General features: G+C 53.3%; 12 protein-coding genes. 4 read left to right on the plus strand and 8 right to left on the minus strand.

Annotation, left to right across the window (positions count from 1 at the left end; all coding sequences use genetic code 11):
• Window positions 1-2 precede the first annotated feature (2 nt).
• From OCV63_RS06160 to rfbB, 5 genes are read right to left on the minus strand one after another with little or no spacing between them, the layout of a single operon-like run.
• A complete protein-coding gene (locus OCV63_RS06160) occupies window positions 3-791 on the minus strand; it encodes an ABC transporter permease (protein WP_317245655.1) in 789 nt (262 codons plus the stop codon).
• Window positions 778-1,599, minus strand: coding sequence for a hypothetical protein (locus OCV63_RS06165; RefSeq protein WP_158362811.1), 822 nt, complete (start codon window positions 1,597-1,599; stop codon window positions 778-780). The genes OCV63_RS06160 and OCV63_RS06165 overlap by 14 nt, the downstream gene beginning before the upstream one ends.
• Before the next feature lies 1 nt (window position 1,600).
• On the minus strand, window positions 1,601-2,152 hold the full coding sequence (gene rfbC, locus OCV63_RS06170; protein WP_158362813.1) for a dTDP-4-dehydrorhamnose 3,5-epimerase: 552 nt from the start codon (window positions 2,150-2,152) through the stop codon (window positions 1,601-1,603).
• Window positions 2,153-2,181: 29 nt separating this feature from the next.
• On the minus strand, window positions 2,182-3,051 hold the full coding sequence (rfbA, locus tag OCV63_RS06175) for a glucose-1-phosphate thymidylyltransferase RfbA (RefSeq protein WP_158362815.1): 870 nt from the start codon (window positions 3,049-3,051) through the stop codon (window positions 2,182-2,184).
• Window positions 3,052-3,080: 29 nt separating this feature from the next.
• Window positions 3,081-4,163: a dTDP-glucose 4,6-dehydratase gene (rfbB, locus tag OCV63_RS06180; RefSeq protein ID WP_158362817.1), complete on the minus strand. Its 1,083-nt coding sequence runs from the start codon at window positions 4,161-4,163 to the stop codon at window positions 3,081-3,083.
• Window positions 4,164-4,477: 314 nt separating this feature from the next.
• Between rfbB and OCV63_RS06185 the strand changes: the two genes are divergently transcribed.
• Genes OCV63_RS06185 through OCV63_RS06195 form a run of 3 tightly spaced genes read left to right on the plus strand, consistent with a single transcriptional unit; the run spans window position 4,478 to window position 8,834 of the window.
• Window positions 4,478-5,992, plus strand: coding sequence for a DUF6056 family protein (locus OCV63_RS06185; RefSeq protein ID WP_158362819.1), 1,515 nt, complete (start codon window positions 4,478-4,480; stop codon window positions 5,990-5,992).
• Between the two features lie 29 nt (window positions 5,993-6,021).
• Window positions 6,022-7,086 carry a bifunctional glycosyltransferase family 2/GtrA family protein gene (locus OCV63_RS06190; protein WP_158362821.1) on the plus strand — a complete coding sequence of 355 codons (1,065 nt, stop codon included), beginning with the start codon at window positions 6,022-6,024 and terminating at the stop codon, window positions 7,084-7,086.
• Window positions 7,087-7,103: 17 nt separating this feature from the next.
• Window positions 7,104-8,834: a hypothetical protein gene (locus OCV63_RS06195; RefSeq protein WP_158362823.1), complete on the plus strand. Its 1,731-nt coding sequence runs from the start codon at window positions 7,104-7,106 to the stop codon at window positions 8,832-8,834.
• Window positions 8,835-8,840: 6 nt separating this feature from the next.
• Here OCV63_RS06195 and OCV63_RS06200 read toward each other — a convergent pair whose 3' ends face one another.
• Window positions 8,841-10,328, minus strand: a complete 1,488-nt coding sequence (locus OCV63_RS06200) for a hypothetical protein (protein ID WP_158362825.1) — start codon at window positions 10,326-10,328, stop codon at window positions 8,841-8,843.
• Window positions 10,329-10,436: 108 nt separating this feature from the next.
• On the opposite strand from OCV63_RS06200, the gene OCV63_RS06205 reads away from it, so the two are divergent.
• Window positions 10,437-11,933, plus strand: coding sequence for a DUF6056 family protein (locus tag OCV63_RS06205; protein ID WP_158362827.1), 1,497 nt, complete (start codon window positions 10,437-10,439; stop codon window positions 11,931-11,933).
• A gap of 12 nt (window positions 11,934-11,945) precedes the next feature.
• Here OCV63_RS06205 and OCV63_RS06210 read toward each other — a convergent pair whose 3' ends face one another.
• Together OCV63_RS06210 and OCV63_RS06215 are read right to left on the minus strand one after the other, a co-directional pair.
• The gene (locus OCV63_RS06210) at window positions 11,946-14,162 is read right to left on the minus strand and encodes a hypothetical protein (RefSeq protein ID WP_158362829.1); all 2,217 of its coding nucleotides are present in this window, start codon (window positions 14,160-14,162) and stop codon (window positions 11,946-11,948) included.
• Between the two features lie 31 nt (window positions 14,163-14,193).
• Window positions 14,194-15,759, minus strand: coding sequence for a glycosyltransferase family 39 protein (locus OCV63_RS06215; protein WP_262670669.1), 1,566 nt, complete (start codon window positions 15,757-15,759; stop codon window positions 14,194-14,196).
• Window positions 15,760-15,764 lie beyond the last annotated feature (5 nt).

Consider the following 15,764-nt stretch of genomic DNA (forward strand, 5'->3'; position numbering starts at 1 on the left):
TCCTATATCTTCAGAATAAACTTATCCTGGGATTTCTTAAATACCAGGGAACCAATCACCAGGGCAATCGCACACCATATGATACTCTGTACATGGAGAATCCAGGGCGCTGTCACACCATCCAGCACTACCGCGCGGAAAATCTTGATAAAGGCAGTCAGCGGGTTGGCATTGATGATGAATACGGCCCACCTGGGCGCGCCGTCCAGGATGGACATGGGGTAAATGACCGGGGTCAGATACATCCATGCCGTGGTCACCACACTGTACAGGTGCATCAGATCCCGGAAGCTTACGGCTGCCGCAGACAAAAACAGGCTCACGCCTGTGGAAAACAAAAGTACATAGAGAAGCGGGAATACCGCCAGAAGCACCGTCGGCGTTACGCGGGAACGGGTCACCACCATCACGATGACCAGCGCGATCATGGAGGACAGCAGGTTGACACCGCTGGACATGACCTTGGTAATCGGGAACAGATACTTGGGCACGTACACCTTTTTAATCAGCTCGCCGCTGTGGACGATGGAGCCCATGGCGATACTGGTCGATTCATTAAAGAAGTTAAAGATGACCTGGCCGCACAGCAGATAGACCGGGAAATTCTCCACATCTCCGTAACGGGAGAAAAAGTAGGAAAATACAATAGACAGTACTGTCATCATCAGAAGAGGATTCAGTACCGTCCATAAAAGGCCCAGCACAGAGCGTCGGTATTTGGTTTTGATGTCCCTCATGACCAGCTGGTCAATGAGGGCTCTGTATTTAACAAAGACACTAAGCAAGCTCACGGCGGTATCCTTTCTGAATCACACGGTTGATCACGGCAATCAGCACAAAGGCTCCCAGAAATACCATGCCGAAGCGGAAAAAGCTGAAGCACAGCACCTGATCGTTGGGTCTGGGTGTGGAGTAATAAGCGTTATTAAAGATGAACAGCTCACTGCAGAGAGCCAGATAGACAGACGCCAGGAAGGTCAGAATATTGCCCTTGCCGAAAATCACCTTCATGGGACCCCGGGCGTCATGCTGCAGCTTCCAGATACCGGAGGAATAGATATCCTCGGCCTCCACCTTCAGCCGTTTATTTTCTTTCTCCAGGGCGTTATTTTCCTTCATGGCGATATCCAACTTGCCGAGAAGCTGCGCCTTCTCCTTTTCGGAGACGCTGTGCTTCTTGATCTCCTGCCAGTATTCCTTTTTGCCATTGCCCAGCTCCAGTACCCGGAAGGTCACCTTCGCGCTTTTAAGCTTCAGGCACAGGGCCTCGTCCACGAAAAACTTCGGGTCGTTGTGGAGATAGACAAAGACGGGATCAAAGTCCACGTCGCTGTTGGTCTTGAGCCGATCCGCTTCTATCTGTTTTGTTTCTTCATTCTCATAGGTCAGGGCGAGCGCCTCCAGCTTCACCATGCTGCTGTCCTCCAGCAGCGGGTCGAAACGGAAGCCGCAGGTGTGCTCAAAGCCTGTAAGGTCAAAGTCCAGAGTGACCTTCTCACCGAGCGTGCAGGTATAGGGCATCGTCAGAGAATCCTCCGGCCGGAAATCCTTACCTGTGTCAATAAATACCTCTGCTGTCAGCTGTACGCTCTCACTCATCTTATTTCTTCAACTCCTTAATTCCGCCCCATTTCTGATCCTTCTCGGAAATAGTCAGTTCCATTCCCTCCGGGATCGGCCATTTTACGCCGATATCCGGATCGCTCCACAGAAGGCCGCCCTCATCGTTCGGATGATAGAAATCGGTACACTTGTACGCGAACTCCGCGTAATCAGACAACACCAGGAAGCCGTGGGCGAAGTTCTTCGGAATGAAGAACTGCTTCTTATTCTCCGCGGAGAGTAGCACGCCGTACCACTGTCCGTAGGTGGCGGATCCCTCGCGCAGGTCTACGGCCACATCGAATACTTCACCGCTTACCACCCGGACAATCTTGTCCTGGGGATGGTTGATCTGGAAATGCAGACCCCGCAGTACACCTTTCTTGGACGCAGACTGGTTGTCCTGTACAAAGGGCATATCGATGCCTGCTTCCTTGTAATCGTTGTAGTTATATGTCTCCATGAAATAACCGCGCTCGTCGCCGAATACGGTCGGAGTAATCACCTTCAGACCTTCAATCGGGCAGGTCTCAACTGTAATCTTTCCCATTTTTCATTGTCTCCCTTGTAAGCTTGTATTTATAATCCATTGGCCACGTCGATCAGATACTGACCGTAGGCCGTCTTCAGAAGAGGCTGCGCCAGCTTCACCAGCTGCTCCTTGTCGATAAAGCCGCGGCGGTACGCGATCTCCTCGATACAGGAGATGTACATACCCTGACGCTTCTGGAAAGCGGCTACGAAGTCCGCAGCGTCGAGGAGCGCGTCGTGATTGCCGGTATCCAGCCATGCAAAGCCGCGTCCCAGGGTCTCTACCCGCAGGGTTCCACGGCGCAGATACTCGTTGTTAATGCTGGTGATCTCGATTTCACCACGTGCAGAGGGCTTTACGTTCTTGGCGATCTCTACCACGTCGTTGTCGTAGAAATACAGACCCGGTACCGCATAGTTGGACTTGGGATTCTCCGGCTTCTCTTCAATGGAAAGAGCCTTGCCCTCCCGGTCAAACTCTACCACGCCGTACTCACGGGGATCCTTTACGTAATAACCGAAGATGGTAGCGCCGGTTTCCCGCTCTGCCGCATTCTTCAGAACCTGGGAAAAGCTCTGTCCGTAGAAGATATTGTCTCCCAAAACCAGGGCTACCCGGTCGTCGCCGATGAATTTCTCGCCGATGATAAATGCGTCAGCCAGTCCTCTGGGGCTCTCCTGTACCGCATAGCTCATCTTCATGCCCAGCTGGGAACCGTCGCCCAGAAGCTCCTCGAAGATGGGCAGATCGCGCGGGGTAGAGATAATCAGCACCTCACGGATGCCCGCAAGCATCAGGGTGGACAGCGGATAATAAATCATCGGCTTGTCATATACCGGCATAATCTGCTTGGAAATCGCTTTTGTCAGCGGATAAAGTCTTGTTCCGGAACCTCCGGCCAGAATAATTCCCTTCATTTGTAATTTTCTCCTATCTGTTCCGTTCCTTATTTATTCTTATACATCTCTTCGTAGTATTTCTGATAATCGCCGCTGGTTACGTTCTTCATCCAGTCCTCATGCTCAAAGAACCACTGGATAGTCAGACGGATACCGTCCTTGAACATGGTCTCCGGATACCAGCCGATCTCCTCTTTGATCTTGTCCGGAGCGATGGCGTAACGGCGGTCATGGCCCTTACGGTCTGTCACGTAGGTAATCAGGTCCTTGCTTACCAGCTTCTTTCTCGGATCCCCGTCCGGCAGCATCTCCTGCAGAGTTTCCAGGATGATGTTGATGATCTCGATATTCTGTTTCTCGTTATGTCCGCCAATGTTGTAACGCTCGCCCAGGCGGCCATTTTCCTGTACCATGTCGATGGCCTTGGCATGATCGTCCACATACAACCAGTCACGCACATTCTTGCCGTCGCCGTATACCGGAAGCTTCTTGCCCTGCAATGCATTATTGATGATCAGCGGGATCAGCTTCTCCGGGAACTGGTAAGGTCCGTAGTTATTGCTGCAGTTGGTGATATTCATGGGGAAACGGTAAGTATCCCAGTATGCCTTCACCAGCATGTCAGAGGAAGCCTTGCTCGCGGAGTAGGGGCTGTGAGGATCGATGGGAGTCGTCTCATAGAAATAAGTATCTCCCTCCTCCAGGGATCCGTATACCTCGTCGGTGGATACGTGCAGGAATTTCTTGTCCTCTTTAAAGGTGCCGTCCGGCAACTCCCAGGCTTTCTTTGCCGCGTTCAGCATCACCAGGGTTCCCAGTACGTTGGTCTCCACGAAGATCTCCGGGTTCACGATGCTGCGGTCCACATGGCTCTCTGCCGCGAAATGAACCACGCGGTCGATATCATTTTCCGCAAAGATCTTTTCGATGGCCTCGCGGTCGCGGATATCTGCCTTGATGAAAGTGTAATTGTCCCGCTCCTCGATGTCCTTTAAGTTCTCCAGGTTACCTGCGTAGGTCAGCGCGTCCACATTAATGATGCGGATAGCGTCACCGTACTTGCGGAACATGTAGTGAATGTAGTTGGAGCCGATAAATCCGGCTCCGCCGGTTACAAGATAAGTTCTCATTTTAAAAAAATCCTCCGATTTTATTCTTATTTTTCTTCATAGTTAATTGTAGTATAGCATTAAACAGAGCGGAGGGCAAGACTTTTCCACAGTCCCTGCCCTCTGTCGGTTGACAAGGCTTTTCGGATTCGGTATATTTATCATAGAAATGCTATAATTATCCAGTACAGCCTGAAGCACTTGCTGCTGAAGGCATAAAAAAATGATTCAGGTGTGCAAAATCCCATCGGCGAAGCCGATTTTCATGGATTTTGCATTATAACCGGTCAGGTACTGAACAGTTATAAATAATTCGTAATCGAGGTATATTTTTCATGATACATAAGATATTGGGAAGTTGGAAAAATCTGTCACATTCGCAGCGGCTGTCCCGGATTCTGGCTCTGGCCTTTCTCGTCAGCATCGTCCCGGTTCTGGCTCTGGCCTTTTATTCCCACCCGGCCGGAGATGACTACGCCTACGGCCTGGCCGCCCATCTGGCCTGGAAGGAGACCCATTCCATCATTTCCGTTCTGAAGGCTGCCGTGCAAAATGTAGCGGGCTATTATAACACCTGGCAGGGCACCTATGCATCGATTTTTCTCATGTCCCTGCAGCCCGCCGTCATCAGCCAGCGGCTCTATCCGTTGACCACATTTCTGATGCTGGGCATGCTCTGCGGTGGCACCTGGCTGCTGATTCGTACCATTTTCACCCACTATCTGAAGCTGGAAAAGAGCCTCTGGCAGAGCCTGGCCCTGTCCGTGCTGTTCCTGTCCGTCCATGTGCTGGATGAAGGAAAATCTGCCTTCTACTGGTTCAACGGCGCGCTGCACTATGTATTCATGCACAGCTGCATGCTGTTCTTCCTCTCTTTTGTACTGCTCTACCTGAAGGCGGAGAAGCGGGGAGCCCGCGCGGCGTATTTTCTGCTCTCCTGTTTTCTGGCCGTGGTCATCGGCGGCGCCAACTATGTGACGGCCCTGCTGACGCCGGTGCTGCTGGTTTTTCTCCTGCTTCTGTGTCTTATTTTCCGGAAGAAACGGGGACTTTTCTGCATCCTGCCCCTCGTGCTTATGCTGGCGGGACTGGCCGTAAACGCCATGGCTCCCGGCAACGCCACCCGCATGGCGGCCCAGCTGGATTCCATGGGACCTGTGGAGGCCGTCTACTATTCCTTTCTCTATGCTTTCAAGGGCATCCGGGACTGGACCACCGTATATCTCATCTTTTTTACCGTGCTCCTGCTGCCCTTCCTCTGCGTGGGGCTCTCCCGGTGTAATTTTGACTTCCCCCTGCCCGGCGTTGTGGCCGGTCTCTCCTACTGCGTGGTGGCGGCCTCCTATACGCCGTCCCTCTTCTCCATGGGACAGACCTACATCTTCGGCCGGACTCTGAATATCATGCGGATGCTGTTCTATCTGCTTTACTTTTTAAATCTGGTCTATCTCACCGGCTGGGTGACTGCCCGCTGCCGCCGGTTCGGGCTGACGGAGAGTCTTCTCTCCTTCTTTTCCCGTCTCTGGCAGGGCTGCCGCAAAAGCCTCACCGCCGGAATGGTGCTCTTCGCGCTGGTACTTCTGGTCTTCTCCGATAAAAATGAGATCACCGGCATCTCCGCCGCGGAATCCATCGTCCGGGGCCACGCCAGAAGCTACCATGAGGAAAGCCTGTACCGTATCGCCCTGCTGACTCAGGGCGTCGACGAGGTCTGGGTTCCCAACTTCTCCGTGTGTCCTGTGCTTCTGGATCCCCAGGAGCTCTCCGCCGATGATCCGGGCGACTACCGGAATGAGGCTGTGGCCCACTGGTATGGGGTCAAAACCCTGCACCTTTCCATCGTGTATTAGTATTCTGTTTCTATTGTGAGGTATGTGTTATGAAAAGTATTATTGTAATTCCGGCTCTGAACCCGCCGGAGCAGTTTGTTTCCTATGTGGACGAGCTCATCGCCTCCGGCGCGGAGCATCTTCTCCTGGTGGACGACGGAAGCTCCCCGGAAAAGAAGGCCATTTTTGAGACCCTGGAGAAGCATCCCCAGTGTACGGTACTGACCCACCCGGTCAACATGGGAAAAGGCCGGGCCCTGAAGGACGCCTTCACCTACATTCTGGAACAGCCCCAGTGGAAGGGTCTGGGCGTCATCACCGCTGATTCCGACGGCCAGCATCTTCCTGCGGATGTGCTGCGCCTGGATCAGAAAATGGCGGAGCTCCACGCTTTCGGTAAAAACGCCATCGTGCTGGGCTGCCGGAACTTTCATCAGGATGACGTACCCCTGCGCAGCAGCTTCGGCAATCTGATCACCAGCGCCCTGTTCCATCTGCTTTACGGCGTAAAGGTCACCGACACCCAGACCGGTCTGCGGGGCATTCCCTGGGAGCTGCTGCCCCGGATGTGCTCTCTGAAGGGCGAACGTTTCGAGTATGAGATGAATATGCTGACCGATGCGGCCATTTCCAGGATTCCGCTGGAAGCTGTGGAAATCGCCACTGTCTATCTGGACAATAATTCCGAATCACACTTTAATCCCCTGGTGGATTCCATGAAGGTCTACCGTATTTTGCTGGGAACTTTTGTAAAATACGCCATTTCCTCCCTGGCCTCCTCTCTGGTGGATCTCATTGGCTTTACCATTGCCCATCTGCTGCTTCCGGCCGGTCCCTGGCAAATTCTGCAGGCGACGGTCATCGCCCGAGTCATTTCCTCTCTGGTCAATTACTGGTGTAACCGGCAGCTGGTCTTCGGAGATAAGGGCAGCACGACCAGTACGCTGCCCAAATATTACGTTCTCTGCGTGTTGGTCATGTTCTGCTCGGCAGGTCTGGTCAGTCTCTTTTCTTTCCTGCCCCTTCCCGCCACGATAATCAAGCTTATCGTGGACTCGGTTCTGTATCTGTTTAATTATCAGATCCAGCGCCGCTATATCTTTAAGACTGTGTAACTCAGGAGGAATCTTTCATGAACACACTGCTTCTGGGCGTGCGGGTACTGCTCTTCGCCCTTTCTACCTTCGGTTATCTGACCTTTGCTCACCGGAAAACCCGGATTTCCGTAGATTTTCTTCCGGCCCTGGTCTTTACAGGTCAGATCTGTATCCTCTTTTTCGCGGGGCTTTTGAATCTTCTGCCTCTGGCGGTCCCGGCACTTTTCCTCGTGGGACTGCTCTTGGCCCTTGGCTCCCTCCATTACCGGAAGCAATACCGGGATTTCGTGACGCCGGCCCTGATCTTTTTCGCGCTGGCCTGCCTTTATTTCCTTCTGCTCCTGAAGGGCGTGCTCTTTACCGGATATGACAATTTTTCCCATTGGGCACTGGTAGTGAAACAGATGCTTCAAACCGATCGGTTCCCCACCTGGCAGGATCCGATTATTCTGTTCCAGGGGTACCCTCTTGGAAGCTCTGTCTTCATCTATTATGTGAGCAGGCTCATCTCTACTGTGTCGGAGGGGTGTCAGATGTTTGCGCAGACGATGCTGACCATAAGCCTGATTCTTCCCGTATTTTCCGGCATCCGGAAAAGAAAGCTTCCGGGCTTTCTGCTGCTTCTGGGCGCTTCGTTGTTTTTCCTAAGCTATATCGCCACACCGGACAGTCTGTATGTGGACACTTTGCTGCCACTGTGCGGTGCTTTCGGATTCCTGCTTCTGAACCGGGAGCTGGAGGTAGATGAGCATACGGCCTGGCTGACGGTGCTTCCGACTGTAGCCGTGATCATGATCAAAAACTCCGGCATCTTCTTCTGGGCACTCATCGCCGGACGGGTACTGATCTACTGGATCCGCCACCGGAAGACCGCCTCATCCATGCAGCGGCGCTCCTGGCTGACTGTGATGCTGTTCCCGCTCTTCTCCCTGCTGGCCTGGAACCGGCATGTGGCCTATGTCTTCACCTCCGCCGAATCTTCGCCCCACAGCATGTCCCTGTCGGTCTACCTGGCCAATATTCAGGCCAAGCTGGCCGACGGCACAATCCCGCAGATTACCAGGGCTTTCCTGCTTCAGGTGCTGCACGGACGGATTCTGCTGCTTCTGCTGGCCGTGCTTCTGCTGGCGACTCTCTACGCCCGCTTTCAGAAGCTTCCCCGTCCCGCTTTCGGCAGGCTGGCTCTGTTCCTTGTGCTGGTCTACGCCGCTTATCAGCTGGGCAGCCTGTGTATGTATCTTTTCTCCATGCCGGAGGGCGAGGCTCTTATGATGGCCGGATATCCCCGGTACTATGGCTCCATCGCCATCTTCTGTCTGGCCATTGCTCTGTACCACTTTGGAAAATGGATGGATATGGTTCCGGTTCCTACAGCCTTTATTTTCACCTTCGTATTTCTCTTTGTCTTCTGTCTCATGGGCGCCAATCCGCGGATTCTTCTGCGACATTCCGGCGAGACCCAGCGTGATCGGCTGGAAGCCCTGATTCAGGAATACGGATTGCAGCCAGACAGCGCCTGCCTGGTCTATGTACCGGCGGATGACTCCGGATACACCTATCATCTGGTGAAATACGCATTGTATACTGCCACGGTGGATGTACATAATTCCTCGGCTGGGGAAGATATCAGTGAAGTGGTGGAAACAGCCCGGGATCTGGGCTATGACTATCTGATCTGTTTTGATACGGAAAATGACAAACTCAACCTCTATTGCGCAGAAATGTTCGGAGTGCCCGAAGGCACCCCGGTGATAGCGCTGCAATAACGTTTCTTAAAATCCGGATATATCATAGATCCGGACACTTTCTTCGGAAATCAATGCGTCCTCCCGAAATACGGGGACGGTATCTGCGAGGGCCTCTTCGAGGCCCTCGATGTTGTTCTGACCTCCGGTCAGCAGCCAGAAGGACTGTACTTCGGGGTAATGGGAGCGGATTCGTTCCAGCATTTCTTCATACCCGATGGTCTCCTCCCGGCTCTCATTCCAGACGGAAAAGGTGATGGGGGCTTCCGTCAGCGGGTACCAGAGCGTCCGATCCGGCGCGTAAGCTGCCACCGCGTAGGCCGGTACGTCTCCGGCTGTCACCAGAAGCGCTTCCTGCGGAATTTCTTTTTCAATATAAGCCGCCGCATCTTTTCCCGCGGAATAGGGCTCCTTCCAGTCCGACTCCATAGCTCCCCGGTGTCCGTCCACCGACAGCAGACAGAGAACCGCCAGCAGAGCCTGAAAGCCCACGGCTGCCGCCCGGTTTCCTTTTCTTCTCCAGTCCGTCTCTTCTCTCTCCCCGGAAGCCTTCTTCTTTTCCAAAATCAGCCACAGAATAAAAATCAGTTCATGGACCAGCAGCATGGCCTTCTGCTCCGAGGGCAGATAGACATAGGTAAACATCAGCACCTGGCTGCCCACAGCCGCTGCCAGAATCAGGGTCTCTTTCCAGGACCAGAGCAGAAGCAGCAAAAAGCAGAGAGCTATTACAAATACCAGTATTTTCCATGTTTCATCGCTGATTCCGCCGCCTACCGCAAAACCGGACGCCCATTGGGAAGCCACGCTCATCCGGTGCAGATTGGAGGATAGGGTGGAACTGATGTGAATGTTCACGCCGGTATTCCTGTCCGTGCTGCCGAAGAGTTCCCAGATCAGGAACAGACCACTTGCCAGATTCAGAAACACGGCACACAGACGCACCCGGTTTTCCGGCTTTTTCAGGGGAATTTCCCGCAGAATCTCCAGCAGCCAGAAGAAGGACAGGGCTGCGGACAGCCCCAGCATGTAAATATGGGTCTGGGTCAGAAGTGCCAGCAGAATGCCATAGGGCAGAGGCTTTTCCATCCGCCTGGGATAACACAGGGCCAGCAGAGCCAGCAACGGCGGCACCAGTGCATAGCTTCTGGAAATAACCGGATAGTAATACAGGAAAAAGCCGCTGAACACGGTCAGAACCCGAACCGGCATGGAAAACGGAGCGCGGGTCAGCATCAGCCAGGCTGCCACAGCCATCAGGACCAGGCTGATACCATTCATGCTCCCAAAGGGCGCGTGAAGCTTCGCGAAGGGCATCAGAATCAGATACCAGAGACAGGGATGTCCCTCGTATTTCAGCTGGGCGAACAGCCCCTTCAGATCCAAAAGCCCGGCTATCTGCCAGGCCTGCGCCTCATCACGCCAGTTCTCGTGATGGAGGATCAGCGCCATATTTACGGCCAGATAGACCGCCAGCAAAAGGATGGGCCAGAACCTCTTTTTCGTTTTCTCCATGTCCTTTGTTCTCCTTCTATTCTGCAAATCTCATTTGACAAATGCGTGCTTATCTTCTATGATACCCATATCGGTTTTTCCGAAATTCTGTATTCAAAGGTGATTTTTATGAAACGCTATTTTCAGGCTTCCGGACTTGCCCGGCTCTGCTTTCTGACCGTTCTTGTCCTGATTCTGACCACACTGCCGCTTCTCTATATCGCTCGGTACGATCATTCCAGCGCGGACGACTATACCTACGGCAATTATACCCATCAGGTATGGGAGGAGACCCACTCGCCGGTCAGGCTTATCGGCGCTGCCTTCCAGACCTCCCATGACTTCTGGTATACCTACCAGGGCCCCTTCGCCTCCGCGTTTTTCATGTCCCTGCAGCCCTCTGTTATCAGCGAACGGCTCTACGGACTGACTGCCTGGCTCATGCTGGGCATGCTGATCGCCAGTCATTTTCTTTTCTTCAAAGTACTGTTGGGAGATTATCTGGGGGCAAAGCCGGTTCATTATATCACCATCGCGGCGGCCTTTCTGGTGCTCTGCATCCAGACCATGCCGGATCCGGTGGAGGCTTACTACTGGTATGTGGGCAGCGTCCACTATACCTTCATGTATTCCTGTATGCTGTTTCTGCTGTCCTGTCTCATGTTGTTTTTGAAGACGTCCTCCCGCATCCGGGGCGCGCTGCTTCTGTTTCTCGCCTGTCTGCTGGGACTCATCTGCGGCGGATCCAACTTCATCACCGCCCTGCAGACACCGGTTTTACTGTGCTTGTTTGGCGGTTTCTGTCTCTTTTACCGGAACCGGAAAGCACTCTGGTGCCTGCTGCCCCTGGGCTTCACCCTCACCGGCCTCTACTTCAATGTAACCGCACCGGGCAACACGGTCCGACAGGGCGAAATCTCACCTCTGTCCCCGGTAACCGCCATTTATGATTCTTTCCGATATGCCGTTACCTATTTTAAGGAATGGACCAACATTTATTTTCTTCTGCTGCTTCTGTTCCTGACTCCGGTGATCTGGCATTTCGTATCCCGCTCCCACCGGCGTTACCCGCTACCTGGCCTAGTGATCTTTCTCTCCTTTTGCGGCTATGCCTGTATGTTCACGCCCTCGGTCTACTCTCTGGGCTTCGCCGGATACGCCCGAGTACTGAACATCATCATGTGCGCCCTGTACCTGTTTCTTTTTCTGGATCTGATTTATTTTCTTGGATGGCTTGCTTCCAAAACTACGGTTTCTGTCTCGAACCCAGCTTTCCGGAAACCTTTCCTGCAGTCCTGGTACACCGGCATCGCTGTGACCACCCTGGTGGCCCTGTTCTTCACCAAGCCGGATCAGATCACCTCTTTTTCCGCCGTCAATGCCCTGTACAAGGGATATGCCCAGTCTTATCACCAGGAAAATCTTGACCGGATCTCCATGCTTTCCCTGGAGGGTGTGGATGAGGTCTGGGTTCCTAATTTCTCTGTGGAGCCCCACCTGCTCTTCTTCGACAATCTGGATACCGATGAGACCTGTTGGAAGAACCAGGCCGTAGCCGAATGGTTCGGCAAAAAGGTGGTTCATATGGTTGAAGTCTATCAGCTGGACCACGAGAATGTCCAGTAAGCCTTCCGTTTTTCACGCCGGGGCTGACGAACCGTCAGATCCCGGCCTTTTTCTTTTCTTCCCCATATAATAAACCAGCACTCCAATCCAGGCGCAGAGGCTGACTATCTCCGATACATTCCACCACAATGGCGCCAGGAATTCCATCCGGATCGTCCCCTCATAATCCGCAGGGAGCATGATTCCTGTCATTCCTAAGTCTGTTCGCAGCATCTGGAATTCCTCTTTTGTTTCCGCATCCCAGGCTTTGTATCCCTTATAGAGTAAAATCGGTACCTCCAGCACCGTCTCCTCTGATTCCGTATTCTTACAGGTCACCCGGATCTTATTGTACTGCTTTTGAAAGCTTTCTATTTCCACGCCATTTCCCCGGGGCTCCAGCGGATGAAAGGCTTCCTCCTCATCCAGCTCAATATCCGCCGGAAGATACTCTCCACCCGACACATAATAGGTGGCATCCCGTTCCTCGTGGCACTCTTCCACCTCCGCCGTCTCCATAAAGGTAAAAAGCGTATATCCGCTCCCCAGAAGCGTGAAGGTCACCAGCAGACCAGTACACAGACGCACCAGCTTCTGCCTTCCTTGCTTTTTCAGGTATGCCAGCGCCGCGCAGACACCCACGGTCAGGGACAGAGTTCCCATACCCAGCAGCCGCCAGGGGAATTGCAGGGTAGACAGGAAATGGAATCCCGCATTTTCCAGAAAATCCCATGGAAAATATTTTGTCGCGCCATACAGGGTCAGCAACGCAAACCCCAGGTTCAACGCCAGAAGCTTCCGTTCCTCCTTATCCCTTCTGCAGACGATAAGGGTCAGTGCAAGAATCAAAAAAGCCAGCTGCATGGCCAATCCGATTCCCAGCGGCAGCTCGCCCTGGATGCCGTTCGGCCAGATCCCGGTTCCATGCTGCCAGATCCGGAAAAGCTCTCCCACAGTCAAGCCATTTTCCTGAATCCCACTGCCGGACAGAATTCCCACTGTAATGTTCATCTTCTCATGGAGCATCTCGTCCAAAAAGGGAATCAGAAACCATAAATTCAGAAGCAGCGCCAGCACCACAGCCTTTATGAGGGCCAGAAAGGTCTCCTTCTGAAAGATCCGGCGGATCATCACGAGACAGAGCACGCCGGCCAGCATGGCCGCCATTTCCGTGGAGAGCATATGGGTCTCCAGAAGCCCGGTAACCCCCATGGCCAGCGCCATCCAGTTCTTTTTCCCGCTGTAATCACTGAATATGGACCAGAAGCCGTAGAGCGCCAGCGGCAGAAAAGCCATGGCACTGTATTCGCCCAGAGCCGCCCTGGTATACACATTCGCCAGACGATAAGCCGACAGCGTATACAGGAAGCTGCCAAGACTTGCCATCCGCACGTCTCCCAGTATCCGCTTCAGGCAGTAAAAGGTCAGTGCCGCTGTAAATCCGTTGACTGCCAGTACATACCCTTCGTAGACCTCCTGCACACTGAAACCGAGCATCCGGAAAACTCCGGGCACATAGAGCAGAGCGTCCCCATAAAACAGGGATACCGGGTACCCGTAACCATGAAGCCAGTTGGGCTGAATCCGCACCGGGAGTTGGCCGGAGGCAAGCCCCTGCCATACGCCCTCTATCCGAAGGAAATGGAAACCGCTGTCATGGCCGATGTAGACACCCCGGGACAGAAGTGGGATGGACGCCAGAAATACCGTCACAAGCAGTTGATATCCAGTCCGCCGCTTCTCCCGGGTATCCAGCCTTCCGCCCGGCCCGAAAAACCGCAAGAAAATCCCCAGCGCCAGGCAAAAGAGAACTGCCTGCGCTAGCTCCCGCGTTCTTCCCTGGATGCTCTCCTTCACAGTCACTTTCGACACAGAGAACCCGTTATAGCCCTGATAAGCGGTTCGAATCGTCACATCCGGCACATCTGCCGATACCCAGACCTGGAAGCTTTCCTCTGTCTTCCCCCGTTCCAGCAGGATCGCATCGGAACCTACTTTCCCGGATCGGGTATCAGACTTCGCGAAAATCGTATTTTCCGTGCCCTCCGCCTGATACTCCACCGTCACCTCGTAGACGCCCCGGGACAGGGCAAGCGGTTTGCCAAGGGTCGCCTCCTTCACTTCCCCTTCCGTGACGTGCAGGTTTACCCCCATCTCATAAGTTACTCTTTTCCTCAGAAAGCTGGACGCCGCCATGAGAAGCAGCACCGCACATAAAAATCCGTAAGCCCCCCAGATTTTCTTTTTCATAGGCAGTTTTTTCCTCTTTCCGCTCTCGAAATTATCGAAGCTTCGCCAGGTAGATATGATACCGGTCAAATTCATCCAGCGGCTGCATTTCCACCGCTCCTACGGTCTTGCTGATATAGTCTGTGATCTCCTCGTTGAGCTCGGAATCTCCCACATAGACCACCACCTGATCCGCGTCTGCAAACTTCTCCATGGCCGCCGGGATATCCTCGGTGATCGCCGCGTAGGAGATACAGTAAAAGCCCTTGTATTCCTGCAAAAGCTGTATCACGCCGTAATATTCCCACCAGTTATATTCCCGGTCGATATAGACGCAGTAAGTATCCCCGTACTCCTCCGCCAGAGCCTGATGCTTCTGAAAATCCGCATATGCATATCCGGGCGCTCCCTGGGCCAGCTTTCCGGCTGTGGCCGCCAGAAATACCGCACTGCAGACCGCCAGCGCCCGGCCGGGGCGAATCAGCTTTCCCAGCAGCCACGCAAAGCCGCCCACTGCAATCAGATACACAAAAGCATAGACCGGCATCAGATAGCGGTCCGTCATATACGGCGCAATCTTGGTCACCATCAGAAAATAACATAGGGTCATAAATACCACCGGATACAGCCTGTCCAGCTCCTTCCACGGGAAGCTTCTATGCTTTATCAGATACACGATCAAAAGCAGAACCGCCAGCGTCAGGATCGCGAACAGCCAGCCCCCGAACAGCTGATCATTCAGAATTTTCACCATGGTCTTCAGACTGCCGCCGAAGCCGGACAGCTTCACCAAATTATTTCTGGCTCCCTCTCCCCGGTAATCATTGAAGATATGCTGCCACATGGTTGGGAAAATGGCCAGGGCCGCCACCGCGGAGAGCTCCAGGGTCACATGGTAGCCGCACTCCTCCTTCCACCGCTTCTGCATCCAGAATTTTACAAAATACCAAACGGCCAGAAAGCAGGCTGGAAGGATAAAATAATAGTGGGTCAGGACGCCGCATACAAGCGTAATTCCCAAAAGCAGAAAGGTCTTCCAGGTCAGCTCCCGCTTTTCCACCAACCGCTGATATACATACACATGGGCCAGCAGCAGAAATGCGAACATGGCGTACATCCGCACAAACAGAATCATATTCATGGCTCCATAGCTGATTCCGAACAAGGCACTCACCAGAAGCCCGATCCTGCGGCTTCCAAAAATCCCCTTCGTCACCAGGTAGAGCAGAATCGTACTGCCCCACAGAAAGCACAGGTTCAGTCCCACTCCAGCCGGAATGGACAGCTTCCCGGGTACCAGAGAAGAGAGGGTGTGCATCAGAAAATAGTAAAAAGGCGGATGTACGTCCGCCTCCTGATTTCGATAAGGAATGGCGTAATCAAAAGCATGTCCTTCGGTCACCGTGGACTGGGAGAGAAACCAGTCCCGGTCCAGCCATTCATTTAAGGGCATATCAAATGCCTGAATTTCGGCATTGTTGGAAGAAGTGTAGGTAAACAGCTCGTCACACATCAGATACGTTTTCTGTCTTCCGTACTGCCATCCCAGAAGAAGCTCCAGCAGGCAGACTGCCAGAAGGAGCCCGCAGATCAGCAACGTCTTCTTTTTTTCTGTCATAATTT

Source organism: Laedolimicola ammoniilytica (assembly GCF_025567165.1).
In the GTDB taxonomy this organism is placed as follows: domain Bacteria; phylum Bacillota; class Clostridia; order Lachnospirales; family Lachnospiraceae; genus Laedolimicola; species Laedolimicola ammoniilytica.

What these genes read in the sequence shown, in the direction of transcription:
- OCV63_RS06165 (WP_158362811.1), bottom strand. Translation starts at nt 1,599, where the DNA reads ATGAGTGAGAGCGTACAGCTGACAGCAGAGGTATTTATTGACACAGGT.
- rfbC (WP_158362813.1), bottom strand. Translation starts at nt 2,152, where the DNA reads ATGGGAAAGATTACAGTTGAGACCTGCCCGATTGAAGGTCTGAAGGTG.
- rfbA (WP_158362815.1), bottom strand. Translation starts at nt 3,051, where the DNA reads ATGAAGGGAATTATTCTGGCCGGAGGTTCCGGAACAAGACTTTATCCG.
- rfbB (WP_158362817.1), bottom strand. Translation starts at nt 4,163, where the DNA reads ATGAGAACTTATCTTGTAACCGGCGGAGCCGGATTTATCGGCTCCAAC.
- OCV63_RS06185 (WP_158362819.1), top strand. Translation starts at nt 4,478, where the DNA reads ATGATACATAAGATATTGGGAAGTTGGAAAAATCTGTCACATTCGCAG.
- OCV63_RS06190 (WP_158362821.1), top strand. Translation starts at nt 6,022, where the DNA reads ATGAAAAGTATTATTGTAATTCCGGCTCTGAACCCGCCGGAGCAGTTT.
- OCV63_RS06195 (WP_158362823.1), top strand. Translation starts at nt 7,104, where the DNA reads ATGAACACACTGCTTCTGGGCGTGCGGGTACTGCTCTTCGCCCTTTCT.
- OCV63_RS06200 (WP_158362825.1), bottom strand. Translation starts at nt 10,328, where the DNA reads ATGGAGAAAACGAAAAAGAGGTTCTGGCCCATCCTTTTGCTGGCGGTC.
- OCV63_RS06205 (WP_158362827.1), top strand. Translation starts at nt 10,437, where the DNA reads ATGAAACGCTATTTTCAGGCTTCCGGACTTGCCCGGCTCTGCTTTCTG.
- OCV63_RS06210 (WP_158362829.1), bottom strand. Translation starts at nt 14,162, where the DNA reads ATGAAAAAGAAAATCTGGGGGGCTTACGGATTTTTATGTGCGGTGCTG.
- OCV63_RS06215 (WP_262670669.1), bottom strand. Translation starts at nt 15,759, where the DNA reads ATGACAGAAAAAAAGAAGACGTTGCTGATCTGCGGGCTCCTTCTGGCA.